Genomic DNA, 15,791 nt, shown 5'->3' with positions numbered 1-15,791 from the left:
GTGACGGACGGCCCAGAGAGAGGAACCTTGGCTGCAAGTTCCTTCCGGTACCGCTTGACATCGACCCCTTTCGAGCTGCAGAGCGGAACACGCGCGAATCGCATTCGCCGCGTCATTATGCGCTGCCGGGTCATGACCGTTACTCATGCCTAGAGAACCGGCCTCGCCTTCGCGGCGGAGCGGTTGAACAAGGGTGGAACCACGACGCTAACCTTAACGAGCGCTCGTCCCTTTCCGGGGACGGGCGTTTTTTGCGTTCTTGCTTGTCCCCGATCGTTTCGTTTTGATGATTGTTGTTCGCAAAAAAAGGGCAGAGCGGTTCGGCAGCTTTTATTCTCCGGAGAAGTTTACGTCCGCCTTTCAAGGCCGGGAAGCTACATCGCGTAGTTATTTACAAGCTTTCCCGGATTTGAACAGCGGCCGGAAAAGAATAAAGGCGGAAAAACTGCGGCTTACCCGACTTGACGCTTAGGAGGAGAAAGAAATGTCCGTACAAATCAAGCTTCCCGACGGGGCCGTCCGCGAATACGAAGCGGGCGCGACCGTCGAAGACGTCGCAGGCTCCATTAGCTCCGGCCTCAAGAAGAACGCCGTGGCCGGCAAGATCAACGGCAAGGTCGTCGACCTGAACGCGCCGATCCAAGACCAAGCCGCCATCGAGATCGTCACGCTCGACTCCGCGGACGGCCTTGAAGTGATGCGCCATAGCACCGCCCACTTGATGGCCCAAGCGATCAAGCGCCTTTACGGCAATGCGGCCGTCAAGCTCGGTATCGGGCCGGTCATCGAGGACGGCTTCTACTACGATATCGACATGGAGCAGTCCATTACCCCGGACGATCTCGCGAACATCGAGCGCGAGATGGAGAAGATCGTCAAAGAAGATCTGCCGATCGTCCGTCGCGTCGTAAGCCGGGAAGAAGCAATTCGCATCTACGAGGAGCTGGGCGACCCGCTGAAGCTGGACCTGATCCAGTCGCTCCCGGAAGACGCCGAGATCACCATCTACGACCAGGGCGAATTCTTCGATCTTTGCCGCGGGCCGCATCTGCCGTCCACCGGCCGCATCAAATCGTTCAAGCTGCTGAGCGTAGCGGGAGCTTACTGGCGCGGAGACAGCAAGAACAAGATGCTGCAGCGCATCTACGGCACCGCGTTCGCGAAGAAGGCGCAATTGGACGAACATCTGCATTTCCTCGAGGAAGCGAAGAAGCGCGACCACCGCAAGCTGGGCAAAGAGCTGGGCATGTTCACCTTCTCCCGAGAGGTCGGCCAAGGTCTCCCGATCTGGCTGCCGAACGGGGCCAAAGTCCGCCGCACGCTCGAGCGCTACATCGTCGATCTCGAAGAGAAGCTGGGCTACCAGCACGTATACACCCCGGTGCTCGCCAATGTGGAGCTCTACAAGACGTCCGGCCACTGGGAGCATTACCAAGAAGACATGTTCCCGCCGATGGCGTTCGATGACGAGGAGCTCGTCCTTCGCCCGATGAACTGTCCGCACCACATGATGGTGTACAAGAGCGAGATGCGCAGCTACCGCGACCTGCCGATCCGGATCGCCGAGCTCGGCATGATGCACCGCTACGAGATGTCGGGCGCCTTGACCGGCCTGCATCGCGTCCGGGCCATGACGCTGAACGATTCGCACATCTTCTGCCGGCTGGATCAGATCAAGGAAGAGTTCACCCGCGTCGTGCAGCTGATCCAGCGCGTATACGAAGACTTCGGCATCAAGGAATACCGCTTCCGGCTGTCTTACCGCGACCCGCAGGACAAAGAGAAGTACTGGCCGGACGACCACATGTGGGAGACTTCGCAGCGCATGCTGCGCGAAGTCGTCGAAGAGCTGGGCCTGCCGTACTTCGAAGCCGAGGGCGAAGCCGCGTTCTACGGTCCGAAGCTCGACGTGCAAGTGAAGACGGCGCTCGGCAAAGAAGAGACGCTGTCGACCGCCCAGCTGGACGTGCTGCTGCCGGAGCGGTTCGAGCTGGAATACGTCGGCGACGACGGCAAGAAGCATCGTCCGGTCGTCATTCACCGCGGCATCATCAGCACGATGGAGCGCATGACCGCCTTCCTGCTCGAGAACTTCGCGGGCGCGCTCCCGGTCTGGCTGTCGCCGGTACAGGCGAAGATCCTGCCCGTCAGCGTGGCCTACGAGTCCTATGCGCGCGAGTTGGCCGACAAGCTGCAGGAGGCCGGCGTACGCGTCGAAGCCGACCTGCGCAACGAGAAGCTCGGCTACAAAATCCGCGAGGCGCAGCTCGAGAAGGTGCCTTATATGCTCGTCGTCGGCGAGAACGAAGCGGCGAACGGCACCGTCTCCGTCCGCAGACGCGGCGAAGGCGATCTCGGCGCGGTGCCGGCGCAGGAATTCATCGCCCGCGTGACGGAAGAGATCGCGAAGAAGCGCATCGATTAATAAAGCTTGCTGGCATTGGACACCCTCACGTGTAGGAGGAATGCATCCCATGCCAGCAAGTTTTTTTTATGCGCGTATGCGCTTCGTCGTCGTGGCCGTTCTGCTGCTCGTTTCGCTCCAAGCCGGCGACGATGCGGCGGAGGCCGCCGACGAAGCGAACGAGAAGCCCCCCAAAGTCGTCAGCGTCATGGCGACCGGGTATACCGCCGGCGTGGAATCGACGGGCAAGCGGCCCGGACATCCGCAGTACGGCATTACGAAATCCGGCGTGAAAGTCCGGCGGAGCAAAGTGTCGACGATCGCGGCGGATCCCAAGGTGTTCCCGCTCGGCACGGTGCTGTTCATTCCGGGATACGGGTATGGCTGCGTAGCCGATACCGGCTCCCGAATCAAAGGGAAAAAGATCGATTTGTACTTCCCTTCCACGCGGCAAGTATTCCAGGAATGGGGCAAAAAAACGGTCCGCGTCCAGGTCGTTCGCTGGGGCAAAGGCAAGGTTACGGAAGCGATGCTGGATTCGATGAACGAAGTCGTGGCCGCGCAGCAAGATTTTTCTACCAAGATTTTTGATTCGTAGTATAATGAAATAAATTAGATAATATTAGCGAATAATTTCTAATTAATGGTAAACCCGTATCTTTTCAGATTTTCCTATGCTACAATGAATGCGTATTGAGACGCATTCTCTCAAGGAGTGAACGTTTGGATGACGAACTCCCTTCGAGACTCTGAGCATCCGGGCTACCCCGCGATCGAAGAGGAACTGATGACGGAGATGTACCGTCAGATGCTGCGGGTCGCGCGACACAGGCTTCACCAGAAGAACGATGCGGTCGATATCGTTCAAGAAGCATGGGTACGCATTCTTGAGAAGATGGACACCTTGCGGGAGAGCAACAAGATCATCCCATGGGCGAAGACGATCGCGGCCAATCTGGCCTCCAATGCGAACCGTGCCCGCCGAGCGGAGACGGTGTGCGAGAGTTGCGAGGATTACGCTGTCGGATTGTACACGATGCCCGAGCCGGAGATGTTCGCGGAGCTGTCCGATTTGCTGGGCAGACTGGATCCCCAGACGCGCACGCTGCTGCTGTACAAATTTTATTACGGGTTTAAGGACAACGAGATCGCAGCCGCGCTCGACGTGCCGGTCGGTACGGTCAAAGCCCGCATTCACCGGGGCAAGGCCAGGATCAAAGCGCAATCCCAGGAAGATTCCACGCATACATAAACGTATTTCCCCTTGTCCAACCTAAGGGCAGGGGAGGTGAGCACATCACCATGGCCAAAAACAAGAAGCAGAAGGCGAACGCTGCCGACGCCGAACTCTCGTCCGAATTGACAGCGGACCCGAATCAAGGCGCGAGCAACCATCAGAAGAAATCTTCACCTCGTCGTTAACTTGCCTTCCGCTTTACGAAGGTTATCGGCAGGTAACGATACATGACGCGAGCAACGGAGGAACCGAGAGGTTCCTCTTTCTTTTTGCGCGAGTCGGGGTTATAATGTGAGAAATTCTTACATTATGTCGATTTTGCGCAGGCATTGTCGACGACGGGAGGCTTCGCGAATGGCCTTTTGGCAACGTTGGATGCAGGATCGGAGCAAGCCTGTCGGCCATGTAGGCGCCGATGCGGACGAGCGGCCGTCAGCCGTGGAGTCCGGAGCGCCGATAGAGGCGAAACGGACGGCGGGGGAACCCGGGGCGGTCCAACCCGATGAGGCGGGAGGCGACAAGCTCCGCCGCATGGTCGAGGAGGCCGTCGTCATCTCCGACCGGCTCCGGGCGGCGGTCGACGAGGTGGATTCGAGCATGGGGCAGCTCGAGGCGATCGCGGATCGTTCCGCGGTGCAGGAAGAGCGCTTGCGCAGCCACAGCCGTACCGCCGTCGAGCAGTTGGAGCAGGCGTTCTCCGCCTTGCAGGAGGTAGCGGCCGCGTCGGAGGAGATCCGCGGCACGTCCGAGCGCATGAGCGAGCAGAGCCGCGAAGCCAAAGAAGTCGTGCGCGAAGTGAGCCGATCGCTCCATCAAACCGATGAGGTCATGAGCGATCTGTCTCTCCAGCACGGTACCGTGGAAGAGCGGGTGCGAGGCTTAAGCGTACAGGCGACGAAGATCGCCGAGATGAACGCAATCATTCAAGAGATCGTCGCGCAGACGTCGCTGCTCTCGCTGAACGCCGCCATCGAATCCGCGCATGCCGGAGAGTTCGGCCGCGGATTCTCCGTGGTGGCTCAGGAGATCCGCAAGCTGGCGGAGCAGAGCGGCGAGGCGGTCAAGCGGTCGTCGGCGATCGCCAGGGAGATCGAATCGGGCATTCTCGAGGTGGTCGCGTCGGTCGATCGGGAGAAGCGCTCGGTCGCGCGCGGCCTGGAGGAGATGCGCCTGAGCCGTGCGAGGATGGATTCGATTTTCGACCATATCGTGAAGGTAGACCGGCAGGTGGCGACGACGCTTGATGCGGCTGTCGAGCAGGCCGGTCGAACTGCAGTTGCGAATGAGCTGCTGAAAGAAGTCGTCGAGACGGTCGGCATCACGGTCGAGAGCGTGGGCGATACGCTCGCGCAGAATCGGCAGCAGCGCAGCGAGACCGCGAAGCTCGGGCGCGTGTCGGCCGAGCTGAAGGATGCCGCGGACGAGCTGATCGGCGCCGTGCAGCAGGCGGGAGGACAGATCTGGGCCGACGCCGGACAGGCGGAGACGGGGCGCTGGACGGAACGGCTGGCTGTGCTGGCTGCGGATCCGGCGCTTCGAGGCTTGAACGAGGCGGCGCATCGGCAGGTGCTTGGGAACTGCCTGAGCGAGACGGCCGGAATGGAGGCCATCTGGTCCAACCGGAGCGACGGATCGTTCGTCTACTCCGAGCCGGAAGCGGGTCTCCTCAACGCCAGAGGCCGGGAATGGTGGCGGCGGGCGATGGAGGGGGAGACGTTCGTCTCGGAAGTGTATTTGTCCGCGATCACGAAGAAGCCGTGTCTGACGGTATCGATGCCGATCCGCGACGAGGGGGATGTGCCAATCGGCGTGGTGGGGATCGATATTGGCATAACTCCACAAAAATAGCTTACATAAGTGTTCTCAGCAGCCCCATTTTCCGGTACAATATGTTCATGTGTGATAATAGTTCACAAGAATAGACAGGTGATATCCCATGAACGAACCCATTCACGCGAATCCTTCCGCCTCTGCCAGCCATCGCCGCAGCGCGGAAGTTCACTCCCTCCTGGAGGCGCTGATCGCGAAGCGCGAGGAAGAAGTCGCCGAGATCGAGGAATTGGTCGAGCGGTATGAACGGCGGTTGCGCATGGAAGAGCAGGCTTACCGGTCCATGTCGGCGCTTCGTCGGATGTTCAATGGCAAGAAGCCGGATCATCATCTGGCTGTCGAATATATTCATTACGTGAAGAAACCGATGGAGAAGGTGCGACAGCTCCGCGCCGAGATCGCGCGGTACGAGGCGATGCGCGACGGATCGGCACCGGCCGATCTGCCTGATTGGCTGTAGCGGCGGCGCGCCGGACTGCGGGAATGGGATAACTCGTCGTGCCGCTCGCTAGGAATGGCGTAGCATCTTCGCGCCGAACTGCAGTTTTGGCGTAACGCGTAACAATTGATCTACCTGAGTCGTTGTGGCTTAGGCGCGGTATATCTAATGGTACGTTCATCGCGTTGGCGTAACCGAATGGAAGGAGTCTTTGCTTGGCGGGCGATCTATCGTCCGGCGAGCGAGACTCTTTTTTTCTATTCAAGCGATATCCCCTTCGCTCAGGGGGAGGGGATGACGAAGCGTACTCCATATTGATTCTTCGTTACGCAAGCACTGTAGGTTGCTAGCGTGCGAATCTATGGGCTGAGGTGATCGCTCGAGGCGAGATTGTCCAACGATAAGGTGTGTATTGCCGGCTTGGGGCAGCGCTCTTTTATTTGTCTTTACACGATATCCCCTTTACTCAGGAAAAGAATGGACCCGGGCGAAAGTAGCTTGGGGGCAGATTGTCCTGATCGAAGGGGATATTGCGTACATGGCGGCATGAGACCGGAGAGTCCTGATCAAAGGGGATATCGTACGAATGGCGACGTGTGAACGAGATGTCCTGATCGAAGGGGATATTGTACGAATGGCGAAGTGAAAACGAGGTGTCCTGAGTGAAGGGGATATCGTACGAATGGCGGCATGAGACCGGAGAGTCCTGATCAAAGGGGATATCGTACGAATGGCGACGTGTGAACGAGGTGTCCTGAGTGAAGGGGATATCGCCTAAATGTCGGCAAGGGATTGAGATGATCTGATCGAGATTGGGGTGTCCTGAGCGAGGGGGATAACGCGAAAACGCGAAGTTGTGACAGACGTGATTTAGAGGCAAACCGGAATTTGCGCAATAAAAAACGCGCCCCCATAGACCATAGGGACCGCGTTTAATAGAATGGTTTGCGACAGGCATCACCGCTTGCGCAGCTGTTCGATGTCCAAGAAGTCGTGCTCCTGGCTGTAGGCGGGGACGCCGTGGATGCCGACGTCGAGGCCGACAAGCTCCTCGTCTTTGGAGACGCGGACCGGACGCCAGGCGTTGATGAGTCGGAAGGCGATCCAGGTCAACGCAAAACCCCAGACGGCGACGACGACGAGGCCGAGCGCCTGGACGCCCAGCAGGTGCCACCCGCCGCCGTAGAACAGGCCGCTGTAGGCGGCTGTGCCCGGCATTGCGAAGAGGCCGACGGCTAGCGTGCCGATGCTTCCGCTGACGCCGTGAACGGCGAATGCCCCGACGGGATCGTCCACGCGGCGGCCTTCGAGCCATTCGCTGGCAAGGACCATCGCGATGCCGGATACCGCGCCGATCAGTATGGCGACGGCGTCCGAGACGTACGCGCAGCCCGCCGTGATGCCGACGAGGCCGGCGAGGGCGCCGTTGATGACCATCGGCGGATCGGCTTTGCGATAGCGCAGCATCGTGAACAGGATGCATGCCGCGCATCCGGCCGCGGAGGCGAGCAGCGTCGTGACGGCGATGTGCCCGATGTTCGGGTTCGTCGCGCTCAGCGTGCTGCCCGCGTTAAAGCCGAACCAGCCGAACCAGAGGATGAAGGCGCCTACGGAGGCAAGCGGAAGGTTGGACGGCGGGACGATGTTCGTCTTGCCGTCTTCGCCGAAGCGCCCGAGTCGCGGTCCGAGGAATAGCGCGGCGGCCAGCGCGGCGAAACCGCCCAGTGCGTGAATGGCGGCGGAGCCGGCGAAGTCGATCATCCCCAGCTTGGCGAGCCAGCCGGAGGACGACCAGATCCAGTGGCCGTAGATCGGGTAGATCAGGCCGGTCATGAGGATGGTGTACACGATGTATGCGCGGAAATGAATGCGCTCGGCCACCGCGCCGGACACGATGGAGATGACGGCGATGACGAACGCGCACTGGAACAGCCAGAACGTATCGGTCGAAATGTTCAGCGACAGATGCGTTAGGTCTCCTCCCATCGTGAAGCCGGACCATCCGATGAGCCCGCCTACGTCTTTGCCGTGCATGAAGGCGAAGCCGACCAGATAGAAGAGCAGGGCGCCGAACGAGATATCGACGAACACTTTCATAATAATGCTCACCGCGTTTTTTTGCCGGACAAACCCCGCTTCCAGCAAGGCGAATCCGCCTTCCATAAGCAAGATCATCGCGGCGGTCAGCACGACCCACACCGTGTCGATCCCGCTCGACAGATCCGCTAACGTCATATAGATTACCTCCTGTTGATAACCAACGCTAAATCTGCATGAAATGAGCTTTTCTTTGTGTAAATCTCACATCTAAAATGAAAATCCGCACTCATTATATAGTGTGAAGTCACCTATGTCAACGAGATATGTGACATAAGATGACATGTATGGACTCGGTCTAGAGACCGAGACGCAGCTCCTTCCGACGCCGCTATGGGAGAGTGGGGTTTTCCGATATAATGGGTTTGTAACAACTTGGAAAAGACGGGGGAATCGCTATGCAGCAGTCCGTATTGCACCGCATCTTCTGGGGCATCGTCCTGATCGGAATCGGTGTCATATACTTTTTGAATCAAACGGGAACGATCACGATCGACATCGGAGACCTATTCAAAAATTTCTGGCCGGTCATCATTATCCTGGTCGGCGTCCAAGGTTTGCTCCTGCAGCGGCAGGGCGGCTATTGGTGGAATCCGATCGTGGTGCTGGTCGGGGTCTTTTTCTTGGGACGCAATCTGGAATGGTTCGACTGGGAGTTCGGAGACCTGATCCGGGTTGCCGTACCGTTTATTATGATTTTCTTCGGCATCATGCTCGTGACCAGAGGCGCGCGGCACAAGCCGGATCGGAAAGGCAAGTCTTGGGAGACGAAGGGCTGGGACGCGGTGACGCCGCCGTATACGCCCCCCAAACCGCCGGAGCCGAATTATCCGCCGCCGCCGCCGCCCGCGCCTTACGATCATCCGAACGCGTTCGGGGAACCGTCGGCTCCGGGTCCGGACGGCTCCGTGCCGCCGCAGCCGAACGGGCAAAGCGGCCCGAACGATTATCGCCCGAACGATCCCCAATCGTATCGCCAAAAGGTCAGACAAGAAGCGGAACGGATGTGGAAGGACTATCATCGGATGCCCGGGCACAAATGGGGCGGCCAGCGCGAAGGCCACAGCCGCTTCATCGGGGACCTCCATATCGGCCATGACTACTGGGAATTGAAGCCGATGAGCCTCTCCCACTTTATCGGGGACACGACGATCGATCTGACCCGCGCTCAGATTCCGGCGGGCGAGACGCGAATCTATGTCTCTTCCTTCATCGGCGACGTCAAAGTTTTCGTGCCGAACGACTTCTCCATCGGCATCCGCGTCGTGTCGAGCTGCCTGATCGGCGACGTCAAAGTGTTGGAGCAGCACCGCGGCGGCATTTTTAACCAGATGGCCGTGGAGACGCCGAGCTTCCCGGATACGGACCGGCAGGTCGTCCTCATCGTGAACACGTTTATCGGGGATGTACGCGTAACGAAAGTAGGCTAAACGAAGATGATGAGGCTTGTACGCAACAGCAAATGGGAATGGGCCGTTTTCTCGGGCTTCTCGACGGTCATCTTGTTCGCGATCGTCTATACGGGATGGATGTCCGGCGCGGGCAAAGCGCCCGATCCGGAATGGTGGTACACGTGGGGAAGCGCCTTTCTGGTCACGGATATCATACTGGCCTATATGCTCGGCAGACGAACCCAACGCAGAATCGATCAGCTGCAGCTGGCCATGAAGCAGGCTGCGGCCGGCAACTGGAGCTCGCGGCTTCCCGACCTGAAGGGAGACGCGTTCGGACAGGCATACAGCGACTTCAACAGCATGCTGAACGGCTTGGAGGGTCGCCTGAAGCTGCTGCAGCAGCTCGGCGAGCGGGACATTAACGAGGAAGCGCCGTCGCACGAGGCCGCAGTGCTGGAAGAACGCCGGAGGCTCGCGCGCGATCTGCACGACACGGTGAGCCAGCAGCTGTTCGCCATTCATATGTCCGCTTCGGCGCTTCCGATGCTGGTGCAGCGGAATGCGGCCGAAGCGGACAAAGTCATGCGCCAGCTGATCGACATGTCGTCGTCCGCGCAGCGGCAAATGAGAGGACTCATCGCCCAGCTTCGGCCGATGGAGCTGCAGGGACGGACGCTGACCGAGGCTTTGGATCGGTGGTTCCCCGATTATTGCCGGCAGAACGGACTTCAAGGGACGCTGGACCTGCAGGTGTCCGGCAGACTGGCCGAAGCGATGGAGCATCAATTGTTCCTCATTATTCAAGAAGCGATGGCGAACGTGGTCAAGCATGCCGAAGCCAAGGAAGTCCGGCTGATCCTGGGCGAGACGGACCGTCAAGTGACCATGGCGCTGGACGACGACGGGACGGGCTTCAGCGCCGATCGGACGAAGGCCGGGACCTACGGGTTGTCCACGATGCGCGAACGGGCGCAGAAGCTGGGCGGAGAAGCGGAGATCTTGACGAAACCGGGATCCGGCACGCGCGTGCGCGTCGCGTTCCCGAAGTTCGCACCCGCCGGACAAGACAGCAATCAGCCAAAGGAGAGAGCGGACTAAATGGACGGATTGGGCGCGGTTAACCCCTGCCCCGTGCTCATCGTGGACGATCACGAGATGGTGCGGGCGGGCATACGAACTTATCTGATGCTGGATTCCCGATTCGAGGTGATCGGCGAAGCCTCCAGCGGCAAGGACGCGTTGGCGCGGCTCGGCGCCGGCGGCTTTGACGGGCGCATGCCGCAGCTGGTTCTCATGGACCTGATGATGCCGGAGATGGACGGCGTCCAGACGACGCGCGCGCTGCTGGAGCGCTTCCCCGACCTTAGGATCATCATCCTCACAAGCTTTCTGGAGGATGACAAAGTCGTCGAAGCGATCGAAGCGGGCGCCGTCAGCTACGTGCTGAAGACGGTCTCCGCGGACGAGCTGGTCTACGCGATGCAGGGCGCGCTGCGTAGCATGCCCGTCATGAGCGGCGACGTCTCGCAAGCGCTGACGCGCGGTCTGCGCCGCCGGTCCGCGCAGAGCGAGGACGAAGGCTTGACGGAGCGGGAGCGCGAAGTGCTCCTCCTGATCGCCGAAGGCAAGTCGAACAAAGAAATCGGCGACGAATTGCATATCAGCATTAAAACGGTAAAGACGCACGTGAGCAATCTTCTGATGAAATGCGAAGTCGACGACCGAACGCAGCTGGCGATCTTCGCCCACCGGAAGGGTTGGGCGCGCGCGTAGGTTAAAGTGGAAGGCGACTGGGTAACCTAGAAATAAAAAGGTGGAATCGCATGCTCTCGTTACCATCCAGCCTGACCGCGCAGGAAGGCCAGTTCACGCAGGCGCGCCTCCGCTTGGCCGATCACGGCTTCACGCTCGGCGGGAACTGGGATTACGACCACGGATCGTTCGATTGCGCGCTCGACGAGGCGCACAAAGTCTGGCTTCGGCTGCCCTTCACGGTGACGAACGGCAATCTCGACGTCGACGCCGAAGAGACGGACGCCAAGATCCGCTTCGGCGAGCCTTACGTACTTAAGCACGTCTACGAAGAAAATCTGGATCAAGATGCGCAGCCCCGCACCTTCGGCGGCATGTTCGACCAGTTCGCCGCGCCGTCCCGCCCGGATGCGGAGATCGAACGCCATTGGCTGGAAGACGCGCGTAAACGGCTGAACGAGGTCGAACGCATCTATCCGGCGTGACTTTTCCCGACGCAGCGCCCTCCGGTCATCCGGGGGGCGCCGCATCTGCTTGGAAACATCTTTTACTTCGGCTTCATTTCGGTTTAAGATTGTTTTAAGGTTACTAGGCGAATATGGAGTCAAGCAAAGATTAACCGCAGCGAACGAGGCGGTTGGAGGAGGAACTACAAATGGACGATCAGCACAAAAAACCGGAAGAAGATTTCTTCGGTTTCCGATATGGCGAACAGAACGAACCGAAGAAATCCGACGCGGCCGACCAAACGGAAACGAACGGCTACGCGGCGTCGGACAACGAATCCGGCTACGACGCGAACCGTCAGGATCCCTACGGAGCCGCGCGCAGAGACACCGAGCCTTATACATTCGGCCCGCAGCGCACGGAGCGCGCCGATGAATTCTCGAGCGGGGACGCGCCGGATGCGAGAACCGAGGTCGTCCCTACGGCGACCCGCGAGTACCGGCCCTTCACCGTATCCGGCGGCGGACGGAACTGGGAAGCGCCCAAGCCGCCGAAGCGCACCTCGTTCCGCGCGATGTTCGCGGCCTTCATGGTCGGGGTCGTCGCGGTCGGCGGCCTGATGTTCGCCTCGGACCGTTACGATTGGTTCTCCTCAAAGGCGCTAGAATCTATCGTGCCCGCCGCTTCCGCTAGCCAAGACAGCGGCGTGAAGCCCGTCAGCAACACGACGGACGTCGTTCGCCCGAACAACATCGCGAAGATCTTCGAGCAAGCGAGCCCGGCGGTCGTCAAGATCGAGACCTTCGTCAAGGCGTCTTCCCGCAGCAGCAGCCCTTGGGACGACAATCCGTTCTTCCGCCAGTTCTTCGGCGACGACGGTCAAGGCGGACAAGGCGGCCAGGGTAACGGCAGCAACGGCCAAGACGGCGCGCTGCAGGAAGAGGGCATGGGTTCCGGATTCATCTTCGACTCGACGGGCTATATTCTGACGAACCAGCATGTCATTAACGGCGCCGACGAGATCAAAGTCACGGTCACCGGCCATCAGGAGAAATACACCGCGAAGCTGCTCGGCTCCAGCTACGATCTCGACCTTGCCGTATTGAAGATCGAGGGCAGCGACTTCCCGACGCTGAAGCTCGGCGATTCCGGCAGCGCGAACATGGGCGACTGGGTCGTCGCGATCGGCAACCCGTACGGCTTCGACCATACGGTAACGGTCGGCGTCCTGAGCTCGAACGAACGCGAGATCAGCATTCAAGACACCGACGGCACGCGCAATTACCAGCATCTGCTGCAGACGGACGCTTCGATTAATCCCGGCAACTCCGGCGGGCCGCTCATCAACCTGAACGGCGAAGTCATCGGCATCAACACGGCCGTCAGCTCCCAGGCCCAAGGAATCGGGTTCGCCATCCCGACGAGCACGATTACCGAAGTGCTGGAGAACCTGAAGACCAATACGAAGATTCCGACGAAGCCGTCTCCGTTCATCGGCGCGACGCTCGCCGACGTGACCGCTGGCGCAGCGAAGCAACTGGGACTGAAGGATACGAACGGTTCGCTCGTGAACAGCATTCTCTACGGATCCCCGGCGTACAAAGCGGACATTCGCCAATACGACGTCATACTCGGCATGGACGGCAAGAAGTATAACACGAAGGAAGAACTGATCGCCGCCATCCAGAAGAAAAACGTCGGCGACGAAGTGAAGCTCGACGTCTACCGGGACGGCAAGAGCCTCGAACTCACCGTAAAGATCGGCAACAAGAACGACTACGAGCAGCAATCGCAGCAACAGCAGCAGCAGCAATAAGCAGCATCGATCGATCCAACAACCGAATGAGTCCGGACACGGGGGCAGTCGCCAAGGCTGCCCCCTTGTTCTAAATAACGGGGGGCCGTGATGAGACCGCATATTATCGTAATCGACGACGACGACAAGATTACTTCGCTGCTGAGACGCAGCTTGGCATTCGAAGGCTATGAAGTGACGACTGCGCCGAACGGGCAGGAAGGGCTCCACATCTTGGCCGGGAGGCAAATGGATCTGGTCATCCTGGACGTCATGATGCCTCAGCTGGACGGCTGGGAAGTGTGCAGACGCCTCCGCGCCGCCGGCGTCAGCGCGCCGGTGCTCATGCTGACGGCGAAGGACGACGTGCAGGATCGGGTCAAAGGGCTCGACATCGGCGCCGACGATTATCTGGTGAAGCCGTTCGCCCTCGAGGAGCTGATGGCGCGCGTGCGCGCGCTCCTGCGGCGCCGGCCGGACCAAGCCGAGGAGAACAACCGGCTGCGCTACGAGGATCTCGTCCTGGACGTGGACGGCCGCGAGGCCATCCGCCAGGACAAGCGTATCGAGCTGACGGCCAAAGAGTTCGACCTGCTGCACTTGTTCATGCAAAATCCGAAGCGGGTGCTGTCCCGCGACCAGATCATGGAGCGCATCTGGGGGTACGACTACAGCGGAGAATCCAACGTGCTCGAAGTGTACGTAGCCATGCTGCGGCAGAAGCTGGAGGAGCAAGGCGGCAAGCGTCTGATTCAGACCGTTCGCGGCGCAGGCTACGTCCTGAAAGGGGAAAGCTAGTCCATGTCGATTCGGCTTCGCCTGACTTTATGGTATTCCGGACTGCTGGCCGCGGCATTGGTGGCCTTCGGATTGATCTTATATACGGTCGTGTATCAGAATACGATGGGACAGCTCAAGGACCGCCTCTCGCTGGAGGCGAGCAAGATCCTTCAATCTCGCGTGCTTACGGCAAACCCGATCTCCGGAGAACTGAATCTGGGAAGAACGTACGCGTTCGACGCGATCATCGGCATTCAGGTCGTCAGCTATTCCCAGGACGTCAAAGGAACGGTTTACTATAAAAGTCCGATTCTGAGAGGCAACGTCGGCAGCCAGGAGATTACTTTCGCTTTCCCGGAAGCCAACAAAGTGACGACCAAATACATCTCGGAGGACGTAGCGGGCCTGCCTTTCCTCATCTACGAGACGCCGCTCGTACTGGAAGGAACCGGGCAGCTGGTCGGTCTGCTTCAGGTAGGCACCTATACGGGCAAGGAGCAAGAGTACTTCGGGCAGATGCGTACGATCCTCTGGACGGCGGGACTCGCGGGTCTGGCCCTCGCCTTCGCCTTGGGCTTGTTCCTCGCGCGCAAGGCGCTGCGGCCGATCGAGCGGGTGACGGAGGCGGCGGAGAAGATCCAGATCGGCTCCGACCTCAAGCTCCGCATCCCCGGCGAGAGCCAAGACGAGATCGGCCGCTTGACGCGGACGCTCAATCATATGTTGGGTCGGGTCGAGCTGGCCTATAACGATCTCGAGGAGTCCAATACCGCGCAGCGGCGGTTCGTATCCGACGCTTCGCACGAGCTTCGGACGCCGCTAACGACGATCCGGGGCAACGTGGACCTGCTGGAGAAAATCTGGGCGCAGCCGCAGCTGCTGCTCACGGACGGGACGCACGAGGGAGACGCGGCGCCGGCCAGATCCAAGCTCACCGCGCAGGAGCGCGAAGAGATGTCCAAGGAGGCGATCCACGACATCGCGGACGAAGCCCGCCGGATGAGCCGGCTGGTCAACGATCTGCTGTCGCTCGCCCGCGCGGACGCGGGATACGTCATGGACAAGGAACGGCTGCCCCTGCTTCCGCTCGCGGAAGAGGCGGCTCGCCGGGCGAACTTCCTGCCGCGCCGGGCGGAATGGGTCGTCGGCTCGCTGGAGGCGCTGAAGGGCGTATGGGTCGTGGGCAACCGGGACTATCTGCTGCAGCTGCTGTTCATCCTCATCGAGAACGGGTTCAAGTATACCCCGGCGGGCGAGGTGCGGCTGGAGGCGATCCGCCTGGACGATCGCGTCGGCCTGTCGATCGCGGATACGGGCATCGGCCTCGCCGAAGAAGAGATCCCGCATATCTTCGACCGGTTCTACCGGGCGGACGTCTCCCGCGGGCAGACGGCGGGCACGGGGCTCGGCCTGTCCATCGCGAAATGGATCGCGGACATGCACCGGGCCAAGCTCGAAGTGACGTCCCAGCCGGAAGGAGGAAGCCGGTTTACGCTATGGCTTCCCGTCGACTTTTCTCCGAGGGAGGAATACGATATAATAGAGGCGACGGCACGCCCGACGACTCCCCAACGGGATCAAGCTTAACGAACAACCGGGCGGGAAAGCAGGCGCTT

13 protein-coding genes are annotated in these 15,791 nt (G+C 60.0%); 12 read left to right on the top strand and 1 reads right to left on the bottom strand.

Annotated elements, in window-relative coordinates:
* Nucleotides 1–484 precede the first annotated feature (484 nt).
* The 5 genes from thrS (at nucleotide 485) to H7C19_RS03120 (ending at nucleotide 5,931) form a co-directional block, all read left to right on the top strand.
* Complete coding sequence (gene thrS, locus H7C19_RS03140; RefSeq protein ID WP_185141124.1) at nucleotides 485–2,425, top strand: threonine--tRNA ligase; 1,941 nt, start codon at nucleotides 485–487, stop codon at nucleotides 2,423–2,425.
* A 49-nt stretch (nucleotides 2,426–2,474) separates the two neighbouring features.
* Nucleotides 2,475–3,002 (top strand): 3D domain-containing protein, encoded by a 528-nt coding sequence (locus H7C19_RS03135; RefSeq protein ID WP_185141123.1) that lies wholly within the window; start codon nucleotides 2,475–2,477, stop codon nucleotides 3,000–3,002.
* A 129-nt stretch (nucleotides 3,003–3,131) separates the two neighbouring features.
* Complete coding sequence (locus tag H7C19_RS03130) at nucleotides 3,132–3,656, top strand: RNA polymerase sigma factor (RefSeq protein ID WP_185141122.1); 525 nt, start codon at nucleotides 3,132–3,134, stop codon at nucleotides 3,654–3,656.
* Nucleotides 3,657–3,995: 339 nt separating this feature from the next.
* A complete protein-coding gene (locus H7C19_RS03125) occupies nucleotides 3,996–5,489 on the top strand; it encodes a methyl-accepting chemotaxis protein (RefSeq protein WP_185141121.1) in 1,494 nt (497 codons plus the stop codon).
* Nucleotides 5,490–5,577: 88 nt separating this feature from the next.
* Complete coding sequence (locus H7C19_RS03120) at nucleotides 5,578–5,931, top strand: hypothetical protein (protein WP_185141120.1); 354 nt, start codon at nucleotides 5,578–5,580, stop codon at nucleotides 5,929–5,931.
* Between the two features lie 936 nt (nucleotides 5,932–6,867).
* Here the strand turns inward: H7C19_RS03120 and H7C19_RS03115 are convergent.
* Nucleotides 6,868–8,145: an ammonium transporter gene (locus tag H7C19_RS03115; RefSeq protein WP_185141119.1), complete on the bottom strand. Its 1,278-nt coding sequence runs from the start codon at nucleotides 8,143–8,145 to the stop codon at nucleotides 6,868–6,870.
* A 260-nt stretch (nucleotides 8,146–8,405) separates the two neighbouring features.
* On the opposite strand from H7C19_RS03115, the gene liaF reads away from it, so the two are divergent.
* The 7 genes from liaF (at nucleotide 8,406) to H7C19_RS03080 (ending at nucleotide 15,762) form a co-directional block, all read left to right on the top strand.
* Nucleotides 8,406–9,437, top strand: a complete 1,032-nt coding sequence (gene liaF / locus H7C19_RS03110; RefSeq protein WP_185141118.1) for a cell wall-active antibiotics response protein LiaF — start codon at nucleotides 8,406–8,408, stop codon at nucleotides 9,435–9,437.
* Between the two features lie 6 nt (nucleotides 9,438–9,443).
* Complete coding sequence (locus H7C19_RS03105; protein WP_246469281.1) at nucleotides 9,444–10,499, top strand: sensor histidine kinase; 1,056 nt, start codon at nucleotides 9,444–9,446, stop codon at nucleotides 10,497–10,499.
* Complete coding sequence (locus H7C19_RS03100; protein WP_185141117.1) at nucleotides 10,500–11,174, top strand: response regulator; 675 nt, start codon at nucleotides 10,500–10,502, stop codon at nucleotides 11,172–11,174. It begins immediately after the preceding gene.
* Between the two features lie 50 nt (nucleotides 11,175–11,224).
* On the top strand, nucleotides 11,225–11,638 hold the full coding sequence (locus H7C19_RS03095) for a YugN family protein (protein ID WP_185141116.1): 414 nt from the start codon (nucleotides 11,225–11,227) through the stop codon (nucleotides 11,636–11,638).
* Nucleotides 11,639–11,808: 170 nt separating this feature from the next.
* Nucleotides 11,809–13,416: a S1C family serine protease gene (locus H7C19_RS03090; protein ID WP_185141115.1), complete on the top strand. Its 1,608-nt coding sequence runs from the start codon at nucleotides 11,809–11,811 to the stop codon at nucleotides 13,414–13,416.
* Between the two features lie 90 nt (nucleotides 13,417–13,506).
* Nucleotides 13,507–14,193, top strand: coding sequence for a response regulator transcription factor (locus H7C19_RS03085; protein WP_185141114.1), 687 nt, complete (start codon nucleotides 13,507–13,509; stop codon nucleotides 14,191–14,193).
* 3 nt (nucleotides 14,194–14,196) lie between these two features.
* Complete coding sequence (locus tag H7C19_RS03080) at nucleotides 14,197–15,762, top strand: sensor histidine kinase (protein WP_185141113.1); 1,566 nt, start codon at nucleotides 14,197–14,199, stop codon at nucleotides 15,760–15,762.
* Nucleotides 15,763–15,791 lie beyond the last annotated feature (29 nt).

Source organism: Cohnella nanjingensis, assembly GCF_014212125.1.
Lineage (GTDB): Bacteria > Bacillota > Bacilli > Paenibacillales > Paenibacillaceae > Cohnella > Cohnella nanjingensis.
Note: the sequence above shows the minus strand (reverse complement) of the source record. Positions and strands in the feature narration are given on the sequence as shown.